The sequence below is a fragment of the Archangium sp. genome (assembly GCF_036388035.1).
Lineage (GTDB): Bacteria > Myxococcota > Myxococcia > Myxococcales > Myxococcaceae > Archangium.
Window position 1 is genome coordinate 1 of record NZ_DASVSO010000526.1, and the last position, 11,422, is coordinate 11,422.

Annotated in this window: 9 protein-coding genes; 2 read left to right on the top strand and 7 right to left on the bottom strand. The window is 71.5% G+C overall.

The features are described from left to right. Positions 1-462, bottom strand: a 462-nt coding sequence (locus VF697_RS21215; RefSeq protein ID WP_331097751.1) for a ferritin-like domain-containing protein, incomplete at its 3' end; no start/stop codon positions are given. 178 nt (positions 463-640) lie between these two features. Between VF697_RS21215 and VF697_RS21220 the strand changes: the two genes are divergently transcribed. Then, entirely contained in the window at positions 641-955 is a 315-nt protein-coding gene (locus tag VF697_RS21220; protein WP_331097753.1) for a hypothetical protein, read from the top strand. A gap of 84 nt (positions 956-1,039) precedes the next feature. Here VF697_RS21220 and VF697_RS21225 read toward each other — a convergent pair whose 3' ends face one another. After that, entirely contained in the window at positions 1,040-1,354 is a 315-nt protein-coding gene (locus tag VF697_RS21225; protein ID WP_331097755.1) for a hypothetical protein, read from the bottom strand. Between the two features lie 158 nt (positions 1,355-1,512). Here VF697_RS21225 and VF697_RS21230 point away from each other — a divergent pair, with 158 nt between their 5' ends. Further along, positions 1,513-1,947 carry a CBS domain-containing protein gene (locus VF697_RS21230; protein ID WP_331097757.1) on the top strand — a complete coding sequence of 145 codons (435 nt, stop codon included), beginning with the start codon at positions 1,513-1,515 and terminating at the stop codon, positions 1,945-1,947. A 6-nt stretch (positions 1,948-1,953) separates the two neighbouring features. Here the strand turns inward: VF697_RS21230 and VF697_RS21235 are convergent, their stop codons facing one another. Genes VF697_RS21235 through VF697_RS21255 form a run of 5 tightly spaced genes read right to left on the bottom strand, consistent with a single transcriptional unit; the run spans position 1,954 to position 11,297 of the window. Continuing rightward, positions 1,954-5,649, bottom strand: a complete 3,696-nt coding sequence (locus tag VF697_RS21235) for a VCBS repeat-containing protein (RefSeq protein ID WP_331097759.1) — start codon at positions 5,647-5,649, stop codon at positions 1,954-1,956. A gap of 11 nt (positions 5,650-5,660) precedes the next feature. Continuing rightward, complete coding sequence (locus VF697_RS21240; protein ID WP_331097761.1) at positions 5,661-7,181, bottom strand: hypothetical protein; 1,521 nt, start codon at positions 7,179-7,181, stop codon at positions 5,661-5,663. Beyond that, on the bottom strand, positions 7,181-8,569 hold the full coding sequence (locus VF697_RS21245) for a DUF1501 domain-containing protein (RefSeq protein WP_331097763.1): 1,389 nt from the start codon (positions 8,567-8,569) through the stop codon (positions 7,181-7,183). Before VF697_RS21245 ends, VF697_RS21240 begins: the two co-directional genes overlap by 1 nt. 20 nt (positions 8,570-8,589) lie before the next feature. Beyond that, complete coding sequence (locus VF697_RS21250; protein WP_331097764.1) at positions 8,590-9,255, bottom strand: hypothetical protein; 666 nt, start codon at positions 9,253-9,255, stop codon at positions 8,590-8,592. Continuing rightward, the gene (locus VF697_RS21255) at positions 9,255-11,297 is read right to left on the bottom strand and encodes a DUF1585 domain-containing protein (protein ID WP_331097766.1); all 2,043 of its coding nucleotides are present in this window, start codon (positions 11,295-11,297) and stop codon (positions 9,255-9,257) included. The genes VF697_RS21250 and VF697_RS21255 overlap by 1 nt, the downstream gene beginning before the upstream one ends. Positions 11,298-11,422: the final 125 nt, after the last annotated feature.

The following is an 11,422-nucleotide window of genomic DNA, read 5'->3' on the forward strand; positions in this document are numbered from 1 at the left end:
CTCGGCGCCCTCGCCCTCCATCACCCACGGGCGCTCGCGCACCGCGTCCTTGATCCACGTGATGTGCCGCTCCTCGTCCCGGCGGTTCTTCTCGATGAGGGTGCGCACCTCGGCGCTCCACTCGAAGTTCAGCGCCAGCTCATAGGCCCGGTTGGTGAACTCCTCGTTGCCGAGCATCGCCACCAGCGCGGCCTCCGTGCCCATCATGCTCGACATCGCCGTCAGGCTCTTCATCGCCGCGCCCTTCAGGTCCGGCCGCAGCTCCACCGGCTCCCCACCAAACCGGCGGATGAAGGCGTTGAGATCCTGCACGTGGCGCACATGGTCGATCCGGAACTCGTTCAGCCGCTCGCGCACCAGCGGCTCCTTCACCCGGGCGATGGCCGCGTCGTAGGCCCCCACCGCATCCACGTCCAGCTGAGCCAGGCTGCGCAGCTTCTCCACCTCGGACTTGCGTCCCATCAGTCCTCCCCCGCCCTTCCGGCAAAAGTCCCCGCCAATCTGAGCGGCCCCCCCCGTACGGCCAACCCCGACGCCTCCGCGCCCGCCTGGACAGCAGGCAGGGCAGCTCCCCCCCGCCGTCCCCGTACGCCTCCCCGTGCGCACCTTTGCCCCACCTCTTCACCAGTTGGAGGCAGACATGAAGAACGAAGACACCATCACCACCAATGTCGAAATGCAGACGCGGCGCATTCCGTCCATCGGCTTCCTCGGCGTCGCCATCGGGTGCATGGCCGCCAGCGCCCTGCTGATGATCTCCGGCCGCAAGACCTGGGCGAACTTCGTCGGCCAGTGGGTACCGACCATCCTCATCCTCGGCACCTACAACAAGATCGCCAAGACGTTCTCCCCCCCCGTCAACGAGGAGCAGCGCGTGCGGCACGGTGACCATGCCTCCATGCTGAAGTCGCCGGAGGAGCTCACCCGCCAGATGTCCCCGCAGCCGGTGAGCTGAAGAAGACGCTCGGGCCCCCCTCTCACTCTCCAGGAGTGCGTGGGGGGCCTCGGGGTCCAGAGGGGAACTTCGAGCTGGGGTGCGTCAGGCCCTCGCGGGGCTCGCCCCGGCGGGGGCCATGTCACGTCGCGGGGTACGCCGCTCCGCTCGCCGGTGCTTCATCACGATGACGATCCCCACCAGCGCGCTCACCAGCATCAGCGCGTTCGTCACCACGAAGACCCAGTTGTCCACCATCACGCTGTAGATGGTGAAGCCCGTGGAGGCGGTGATCTGCCCCACGAAGAGCCACTTCGACACACCCTTGCTCGTGCCCGTCTTCCACTGCTTGTAGACCTGATTTCCGATGGTCAGCACCAGCACGCACGAGCTGAACCACCCAATGGCTTCGCTTCCCATGCGCTCAACGTGTGCATGCCCTCGGAGGCAGGTTGGACCTCCTCCCTGGAGGGCGGGCGGCCGGACATGCGAAGGGGGCGCGGAATTCGCGGCACCCGGGCCCGAGGAGACACACCCTCCCTTGCGGAGAAGCAACCCACAGCCAAGAGGTGCGTCCCATGAAGATTCGTGACGTGATGACTCCGGACGCCGTTGCCGCACACCCGGAGACGACGTTGATGGCCGCCGCCGAGATGATGCGCCTGCTCAACGTGGGCTCCCTGCCCGTCATCGAGGGCGAGCGCGTCATCGGCATCGTCACCGACCGGGACATCGTCGTGCGAGGCCTCGCCCTGGGCTTCAACCCCCGGAGCGCCTCCGTCGCCGATGTGATGACCCGCAACGTGGTGACGTGCTCGGCGGACGACGACGTCGAGGAAGTCGCCCAGCAGATGCGCGACCTCCAGGTGCGCCGCCTCCTCGTCGTGGACGAGCGGGAGCGGCTCCTCGGCATCGTGTCGCTGGGGGACCTGGCCATGGGGATGGAGGACCAGGCCCTCGCCGGACGGGTGCTCGAGGGCATCTCCGAGCCCCCCGTGCCGATGACGCACTGAGCGCGGCTAGAAGCTGAGGGGTACCAGGAAGGCCGAGCCGTTCTGCGTCCCCGTGCGGTAGCTGAGGGGCGCGCCAATGACGAGCGTCGGCGGGGTGCCTCCGCTCCCCGCCACCAGCGCCAGGTCCTGACCGAAGCCCGCGCGCTCCGTCACGTCTCCCGTCAGCGTGAGCAGCGGCGTGAGCGCTCCGGTGGTGCCGGGTCCTCCGGCGTAGATGAACACCGCGCCTCCACCGTCCGAGGCCACCGACGCGCCCGGCGCGCTCACCACCAGCTCCGGCACGCCGTCGCCAGTCAGGTCCACCCCGCCCGCCAGCGCCGCCCCGAAGCCCACCGCGCGCGAGCGGTGCACCAGCACCTTGGGCAGCAACGCGCTCTCCAGCGCGCCCACCAGCGCCTCGCCCGAGGCCGGCCGGCGCCTGGCCAGCTCCGCCGTGTCAAACAGCAACACCGCCGGCTGCGTCACGCCCTCGAAGGGGACGCTCGCCGCGCTCACCGCCAGGTAGTCCGCGCCCGTCTTGCCCAGCACGCGGCCCACGCGCGCCGTCGCCACGCCCAGCCCGAGGAAGTTGATGCCCACCTCCGGGTCCGCCGCCAGCCGCACCGTCGCCGGTACCGTGTGCGTGGAGCCACACCGCCCCCCGCTCGCGTCGTAGCCAAACAGCACGACGATGCCCGCCTTCGCGCCGTCCGCGTAGCGCCACGCCACCTCGTCACAGCCATCCCCGTCCAGGTCCCCCAGCGCCGCCGGCACCGACGTCTGCTGGGCCGAGTAGGGCGCCGTGTAGACGGGGTCGCACCCCATCGTCAGCTTCGCCAGCGAGGCGTCATCCGGAGCGCGCCCCAGGAGGACTTCGAAGCCGTTGTTGCGCAGCACCCCGAGGTCCTGCTTGCCATCTCCGTTGAAGTCGAAGCCGCCCACCACCCCGCGCCCGAGGCTCCGGCGCTGGCAGGTGGTGCCCGCGGGCGTACACCCCGCGATGTCCCCCGGCGCCCACAGCCGGTACGCGGGCTTGAAGCTCCCATCCGCCTGGCCCAGCGACACCAGCACGCCACCGGCCGTCAGATTCGCGGCCGGAATGCACTCGGCGCGCTCCTGCGCGTACACCGGGGTGATCTCCGTGGAACGAGAGGAAGCCCCGGGCAGGGTGAAGGACGGCGCGCCCAGCACCAGGTCCGCGCGCCCATCTCCGTTGAAGTCCGTGAAGGCCACGTCCGTGCCCACGTTGCGCCCGCGAGACAGCGGCGCGGAGGCCCCCTCGGCCACGAGCGCGCCCGCGCCCCCCGCCGTGCCGTACGCCCAGGCCCGGCCCGCCCCGAGGTCATTGCCGTCCCCGTTCACCCCGGGGCCCGCCCAGCCCGGCGCGCCCACCAGCGCCACCACTCCGCCCGCGCCCTTCGCCACCGCCACCGCCTCACCGAAGCGCTCCACGCTCGGCCGCGCGGGCACCATCACGCTCGTGCGCGTCCACTGCGCGAGCGACTCGCCCGCCTTCACGAAGCCATCCACCCGCCCGGTGAAGGTGAGCCCGGGCACCGAGGCCCGCCCGGCGAAGACCACCAGCCCCGAGCTGCCCGGCAGCGGCCACGCCGCGAGCCCCGCCCCGAAGGTGTCCGACTTCGCCAGCCCCATCAGACTCGTCGTCGGCTTGATGAGCACGGCGCCGCGGCTCAGCTCCGACAGCGAGTACACCAGCACCCGACCTCCGTAGCGCAGCGAGCCGCCCGTCACGGGGACGCTCGCGTACGGAGCGCCCAGCAGCAGCTCCGAGCCGGGCTTCCCGTCCACGTCCGCCACCGCCCAGCTCCGTCCCGCGCGGATGCTGGCCACGTCGCCGTACAACCGGGCCCAGGCCTCCTCACGCTTCACCTGCACGGGCGTCGTCGAGGGCTCTCCCGTGGGCTTGAGCGCGCTCAGGTCGAAGAGCAGCGTCCCGCCCGCGTCCGACATGATGTTCGGGCCGCCATTGGCGCGCAGGTCCGGCGAGTCCGCCTGGTCCGCCGTCACCAGCAGCAGCGGCGGCCGTGCGCCCTCCGCCGGGATGGCGTCCAGCCGCCAGGTGCCCTCGGTACCATCCGAGAAGTTCATGGGCAGCACGTATGCGTCCGGCGTGGCGCGGAAGCGCGGGCCCTCGGCGCGCGCGAAGAACACGGCCACCGCCCACTGCACCACGCCCGCCGAGGTGCCATCCGCGTTGAAGCGCGACACCTTGGTCAGCGCCGCCAGGTCCCCCCGCCCGTCCGCGTTCAGGTCGGCCACCGTCAGCATGCGGCCCAGCTCGGTGTTGTTGACCCGGGAGTCGACCGTGCCCGTCTTGCCCAGGTCGCTCCCGCCCAGGCGCAGGGTGGGCAGCTCCGGCACGGGCTGGCCCGGGGTGAGCAGGAAGAGGTCCACCACGCCCCGGCGCGCCGTCGAGGACGCCAGGTCTCCCGTCGGCGAGCCCACCACCAGGTCCAGGTCCCCGTCCCCATCCGCGTCCGCGAGCTTCAGGCCCGCGCCGAAGGAGCCGCGCCCCAGCCCCGTGAGGGGCGCCCGGAGACGCTCCGGTCCATTCGCGCCGAAGCGGAACAGGTACACCGCGCCCGAGTCCCCAATGGTGAAGTCCGCGCCGGGCGAGGACACCGCCAGCTCCGCCTTCCCGTCCTTGTCCAGGTCTCCGGCCGACAGCACGTCGCCGAAGCGGGCCGTGTCCGTCTCGCCGGTGAGCACCCACGTGGGCTGCGCGGGCAGTCCCGCCGTGCTCCCCTTGAAGATGAGCACCACGCCGCCCTGGGGCTTCGCGAGGTCGCTCTCCGGCCGCCCCACCGCCACGTCCGCCACCCCGTCCCCGTCGAAGTCCGCCGTCACCACCGAGGCCGTGTCCGTGAGCTGCCCGTGCGCCTGCGTCTCGCGCGTCAGCTCGTCCAGCACGCGCACCGGCACGAGCGCCTTCTGCCCGGTGAAGGGGTCCGCCGCCTCCAGCACCGCCGCGCCCGTCGCGCCGGGCTCGAAGGAGAAGCGCCCGCCTTCCACCGTCCCGGGGCCGGACAGCTTCGTCCAGCGCACCCGATCACTGCCTCCGGTCGCCGCCAGCGGCAGCGACGAGCCCGCGGGCAGCGCCAGCCACTCTGGGTCCCCGCGCAGCACCGCGTCCGCGCGCACCTCGAACTGGAGGAGGGCCTCGTCCCCCGTGCGGCCGTCCCGCACCCGCACCAGGTCCGTCCCCCGCCCCGTCCCCGCCGTGTAGCGGCCCGAGGGCGTCAGCGTGCTGCCCACGCCGCCGGACTCCAGCGTGAAGACGGGCTCGCCCAGCTGCCCCGTCACCTCCACCTGGAAGGACGTGCCCGGCTTCACCATGGCGCGCGAGGGGGCCACGTCGAAGGCCGCCACCACGCTCACCCGCGCCCGAGCGTCTCCCGGGCAGCGCACGTCCTCCACCACCAGCGTGTCCGCCGCGGGCGTGAGCCCGGCGATGAAGCGCGAGCCGCGCATCTCGCCCGAGGAGCCACCCGGCTCGGCGCGGTAGCGGTAGTAGCCGCTGCCGCCCGTGGCCGTGAGGGAGACGGGGTTGCTCACGCGCACCCGCTCGGGGCTCGCGGAGAGGGAGAGTGGCGGCAACCCCGCGCAGGGGTCCACCGCGAGCTGCTCGGGAGGCGACTCCTCCGGGGTGCAGCCCGCCGACAGGAGCGCGAGCACCAGCGAGGTGCGGAAGACTCGGGACATGGAGAGAGGCCTCAGGGGTTCGCGCCGGTGGCAACCCAGCGCTGGATGAGGGAGATGAGTTGCGGATCCAACGGGCCGTCCGCCGGCATGCGCTGCTCACGCACCGCCGCGACGATGAGCGGCGCGTTCTCCTTCCACAGCGCGTACGAGGACAGCGGCCGGGCCGGCCCCGACACGTGGCACTTGGCGCACCGCGCCTCGTGGATGGGGCGGATGTCCTTGTCCCAGCCGAGCGCCACCGTGGAGAGGGGCTGGTACTCGAAGGAGACGGAGCGTCGGGCCTCGGTGCCGTCGCCATAGCGCGCCACCGCGCTGAGCGTGTGCGGCCCGGGCTCCAGGCCCACGAAGGAGTAGGGCCGGAAGGAGCCATCCGCCTCCACCCCCCCGAGGCTGTACGCGGGCCCGCGCACCGGCACCTCCACCCCCGCCACCTCGAAGGTGACGCTCAGCGGCTCCGTGCCCGGCACCACGCGCGCGCGCACCACCAGCGCGTCCTCCACCACCTGCATGCCCTCGTGCACGCCCAGCACCCGAGGCACCGGGCCCCGGGTGAGCGCCACCGTCTCGGCGCCGAGCTGCACCCAGGCACAGCCACTCTCATCCGCGGCCAGGAAGAGGAACTCGCGAGTGTCCACGCCCGAGGCCTCGCTCCACGTGCCCGCGTCCGCGTCATGGGAGAGGAGCGTGTCGCCCGCCTTCACCCACAGGAAGCGCCCCGCGGCCAGCACCTGCGTCGGCTTCTGCGCCAGCGCCACCTGCCGCCACCCATCCGCCGCCCGCCGCAGCAGTCGCTCCGACGTCAGCAGCCACACCTCCGCCTTGCCCTTCTCCGAGGCCCCCAGCCCCACCAGCGTCATGGGCCGCTCGCCCTCCAGCAGCGACACCTCGGCCGCGCTCACGCGCCAGGCCCCGGTGGCCGTGCGCACCGCGAGCCACAGCGCGTCCTGGCGGACAAACCACAGGCCCGGCGCCCCATTGTCCGTCGGCGCCGCCGCCAGCGAGGTGATGCCCTCCAGCGGCTTGCCGTCCACCTTGAGCGCGGACAGCACCCCGTCCTTCAACAGGTAGAGGCCCGAGGCATGCCCCAGCCACGCCGCGCCTTCCTGGGTCGGCGCCGTGGCCGTCAGCCCCGCGCCCAGCGCGTCCCGCCAGGAGGGAGCGATGAGCCAGCCCGCCTGCGCCAGGAAGAGGCCGTTGTCCGCCTCCACCAGCGCCGAGCCCGGCCCCATCCGGAAGACGGCGCGGGCCCGCCCCGGAGTCACCGGGTTGCCCGGGTGGCTCTCCAGCGGGGAGCGCGTCCCATCCAGCCGCAGCCGGAGGGTTTCTCCCACCGCCGTGGCGAAGACGCCGCCTCCCGTCTGGTCCGCGAAGCCCGGCGCCGACGCCACGTCCGCCTGGGCTCGCAGCAGCATCGGCTGGAAGGGCTGGGGGCTCGGGTGATCCAACGGGAGGGAGGGGGCGCTGTCGCCGCACGCGGCCAGCAGGCCCGTGAGCAACAGCGGGTAGACACGGGACGAGGCTCGAGTGTTCATCACGCCAGCAGGGAGCGGAGAGGGTCGACACGCGTGATGCTGTAGTCCAGACCGGCGGACGCCAGCACCGTCGCGATGATGTGCTCGGGGAGGATGTTGCTGCCGTTGTTCGAATCCTTCGCGCCCGTCTTCAGGTCCACCAGTCCCGGCGCCATGCCGATGTCACCGCTGTGTCCGAACACCATGTTGTGCTTCAAGCCCGCGCCGATCAGCAGGCAACTGTTCGTCAGGTGGTGATCCCTGCCGCCCGTGGCGTTGATGAGCGGAGTGCGCGCGAACTCGGAGAACACCAGGATGGTGGTGTGGTCCATGAAGGTGCCACCGGACGGGTGGAGGCTGTTGCGCAGGTCCTTCACCAGCAGGGCGAGCGCGTCGAAGCCCGTGCGCAGGTTGGTCGCGTGCGTCGTCTGCGTGCCGAAGTGCGTGTCCAGGCCATTCACCAGGTTGATGGACACGCACTGGCTGATGCCCAGCTTCAGCGCCGTGGCCACCAGCGCCGCGCGTCCCGCCGGGCTGTCGTAGGGCCCCGAGGCCGGCAGCTCATAGGTGGTGCGGATGGTCGCGTTCTTCGCCAGCCCGAAGTCGAAGGCCTCGTTGAGCTGGCTCGACAGCACCTGCCGCACCTGCTCGCGGCTCGTCTCGTACGTGGTGCCCACCCCGCCCGCGCCCAGGGACGCCTCGTCGCAGGTGATGGGCTGGCCGCCCAGGGCCACGAGCTCCTGCTCAATCTGACTGTCGAGCCGCTTCTTGCTCGGCGACAGCGAGTCGACCAGGTCCTTGGCCCGGCTCACCCTCAGCGCGTTGGCGCCGCCCGGGTACCGGTCGTTGTACGACTCGACCCCGTACGCGATGGAGGGGATGGGGACGGAGGGCACCATCTGGCCGACGATCTCCGTCGCCGTGGACGAGCCACGCGCCGCGGCTCCAATGGGGCGCTTGCCGGTGATGAAGTAGCGCATCCCCTCCTCGTGCGCGAGCGTGGTCATGTTGATGCCACGCACCACCGTCATGAGGTCGTAGTGCTCGGCCAGATCGCTCACGGCCGGGCCGAAGGCGATGTTGGAGGGGCCCACGCCCGCCTTCTCGGCCGGCACGATGGGCCGGGTGGGGAAGGTACTGTCGGTGAAGAGGTTGTAGCCGGGGAGGATGCGCGTCTCCGCCACGCGCTCGGGCGTGAAGTCGTCCGGGTTCCTCGGGTCGAAGGCCAGGAGCTGGTCCCACCCTCCCGAGAAGTAGACGAAGACGAAGCAGCGGTCCGCGGGCTTGAGCGCGGCCGCCTGCGCGAAGGCGCGGAAGGGCAGGCCCCCCAGCAGGCTGGTGCCCATGAAGCCAGCGGCGGCCTTCAGGAAGGTCCGGCGGGAGGAAGGAGTCGGAGGGTTCTTCTTCATGGATGCATCTCCCCGGGCCATCAGTAGGTGAGGAACCGCGAGTCCGTCATCAACGCGATACACACCGCGGCCAGGGCCTGGTCGCGGCCACCGGAGATGGCCTCCGCGCGCGCCGCCGCCTTCTTGAAGAAGCCCGCCCAGCGCGTCAGCTCGTCGCCCTGAAGCGGCGAGCCCCAGAAGCGCACGGACAGGTACACGAGCAGCTCGTTCACCTGGGCGTCGGAGAGCTTGCGCAGATCCCCGAGCGGCCCGGGAATCGTGCGGCTGAGCACGCGCGCCTCCGGAGAGGCCAGGGCCTTCTCGGCGGCCGCCTGCTCCAGGCACACCACGCGCGCCCCGTCCTCGAGGAACTTGGCGAAGACGAGGTTGGGCTCGGTGCTCTCCTGGTTGACGAGCGCGAAGTCGGCCCGGCCCAGGGTGGTGCCCAGGCCGCTGCCGCTGTCGAGCTCCGTCCACTTGCGGCCCACCGCCACCTCGATGGAGCGGGCGAGCTGGTCCACGGTGAGCCGGCGGGGAGAGCGCCCCACCCGGCCGTTCTGCAGCTCCGGATCCGGCAGCGGCGTCATGTCCCCGTGCGGGTTGGCCACGGGCTCGAGCTGGCCGTCCACCGGGGGCGGAACAACGGGGGTCTTCTCGCACGCGGAGGCACCGAGCGCGAGCAGTGCGAAGAGGAGCAGGCGGCGCATCAGTCGATCCTCCGGTAGGCGTCCGACATCACCACGCGCTCGATGAGCGCCTTGAAGCGGTGGCCGTCTCGCGCGAAGTCGTCGGCGAGCGGCTGGAGATAGAGGCGCTGCTCCTCCGCCGACATGGGCCGGCCGAGGAACTCCTGCCAGACACGCCGCACCGCGCAGCGCTCCAGGTCTCCCGTCTGCAGCATGCGCTGCACCAGCAGCGCGGGGCCGCTCTCGATGTTCTGCTCCTCGTCCGCGGTGCGGTAGAGGTACGTCTTGAGCAGGCCCAGCGAGTTGGCGCCATCGCCGTCATAGGCCTGCATCACGTACTGGCCGCACTCGCCCCCGCACGAGGTGTTGCCCGAGAGCGCGCAGTCCCGGCACTTGGGGTCATAGCGGGGGAACTGCTCCGGGTGGAGGAAGAGCGCGGAGCGCTCGGCGTAGCGGCCCCAGTGGGCGCCGGTGGGCTCGATGGTGGCGTGGCAGTAGTTGCAGCCACAGCGTTTGGCCAGGTTGTTCTCCCGGTTGCACGCGTCCTCGGCCGACGGCAGGCGGGCGTTGTCCGGCGGGGTGAAGGCCTTGCAGAGGAAGGCCGAGTAGAAGTGGTTGACGCGCGCGCGCTGGGTGGGGAAGCGGTGGAGGAACGAGGCCGTGGTGAGCACGCCCGAGTGCTCGCTGTCGCGCACGTACTCCTTCCAGGTGTCCGCCTGCGCGAAGGGGACGTCGGGCAGCACCGCGGGGTCCGCCGGAGGCGTGGCGCTGAAGACGCCCACGCCCTGCTGCGAATCCCGGTACAGCGCGGACAACGGGCCGTTGAGGAAGGAGCGGCGCGTGGTGAGGAGGTTGAAGTAGGGCTCGTCGCGGCGCACCACCGACTCGGCGATGAGTTCGGGCTCGGCGTTGATGGCCAGCACGCGGGCGGTGTGCGTGGTGCCACCGGGGGCCTCGCAGCGGCGCATGCCCTCGCCACAACCGCAGCTGCGGTCTCCGTTGAAGCGCGCGGTGGTGCAGGGCTCCAGCGTCCACGGGTTGGCCGCGTTCGTCTGGGCCTCGATGGCGCACACGTTCACGTCCGCGCCTCCGGCGTTCCAGAAGGGCGCGGGCCGCTTCACGAAGCCCTCACGGTGGATGCAGCCCGTCTGCGGCACGTAGGAGCCCTTGATCTCCACGCCATTGGTGACCTTCTGCTTGAGCGCCAGCGAGCAGCGATCGAGCCTCGAGGGCGAGATGGGGAGCGTGAAGGCCACCACCCGGTCCACGCCCGACGCGTCCTTCTCCAGCACCTCCGTCACGCTCGGGTACTTGGTGGAGTTGGGCAGGCACAGGTGCGGCGCCAGCGTGCCCGCCTGGGCGCCACTCGTCAGGCGCTGCATGTCGCAGAAGTAGAGGTACTTGGGAACGATGAGCCCCTGCGCCACCGCGGCCTCGCACAGGTTCGTCTTCGCGGGGTCGGCGGGCGCCGTCGGGGACACCCGGGTGCAGCGGTAGAAGTTGGAGTCGTAGTCCCAGCTCACCGCGTTGGGCACCTCGCGCGCGTCACGGCACACCTTGGCCGTCACGGGCTTGCCGGTGACCGCGTCCAGAACCTCCGTGTGCTTGTCCTGCCAGGAGTCGTTGCACGAGTCCTGGGGGATGAAGCTGTCACAGCCCTGGTTGTTGGCGCCACGCAGCGGGCGGCTGCTGTTGCCGCGCAGCGACAGCGCGTCCGTGGCCGTGCCCGCGCCCGTCAGGCGCGAGTTGCCGTTGTTGTTGATGCTGGTGCTGATGTTGCTCCACAGGAGCGCGCGGTGGTAGCCGCGGATGCGCGCGTAGAACTCGTCCTTCTGCATCAGCGCGCGGATGTCCTCGGCCGTCACCTCCCCCTTGGCACGGGCGGCCTGGTACTCCTCATGGGTGGGCGGACGGCCGAGCAGGTCCAGGGTGAGCTGGCGCAGGTGACGCTCGAGGGGAACCTTCGACACCGGAGCGCACACCGGGGCTTCCGCGAGAGCGGGAGCGGCGGCCAGCAGCACGGTGGCAATCAAAGTGGCGAGGCAGCGACGTGCGGGGAGCACGGGACCTCCGGGGGGACGCAGCGGGGGAACTGCATCTCCACTTATGCCAGCAATTCCTGTTATTGACCAGACGCTTGCCAATCGAGCAGAGAAGCGAGCTCGAGCAGGTGCAATCGGGTTGCGCA

Coding starts and splice junctions, on each gene's coding strand:
- VF697_RS21220 (WP_331097753.1), top strand. CDS start 641: ATGAAGAACGAAGACACCATCACCACCAATGTCGAAATGCAGACGCGG.
- VF697_RS21245 (WP_331097763.1), bottom strand. CDS start 8,569: ATGAAGAAGAACCCTCCGACTCCTTCCTCCCGCCGGACCTTCCTGAAG.
- VF697_RS21225 (WP_331097755.1), bottom strand. CDS start 1,354: ATGGGAAGCGAAGCCATTGGGTGGTTCAGCTCGTGCGTGCTGGTGCTG.
- VF697_RS21250 (WP_331097764.1), bottom strand. CDS start 9,255: ATGCGCCGCCTGCTCCTCTTCGCACTGCTCGCGCTCGGTGCCTCCGCG.
- VF697_RS21230 (WP_331097757.1), top strand. CDS start 1,513: ATGAAGATTCGTGACGTGATGACTCCGGACGCCGTTGCCGCACACCCG.
- VF697_RS21235 (WP_331097759.1), bottom strand. CDS start 5,649: ATGTCCCGAGTCTTCCGCACCTCGCTGGTGCTCGCGCTCCTGTCGGCG.
- VF697_RS21240 (WP_331097761.1), bottom strand. CDS start 7,181: ATGAACACTCGAGCCTCGTCCCGTGTCTACCCGCTGTTGCTCACGGGC.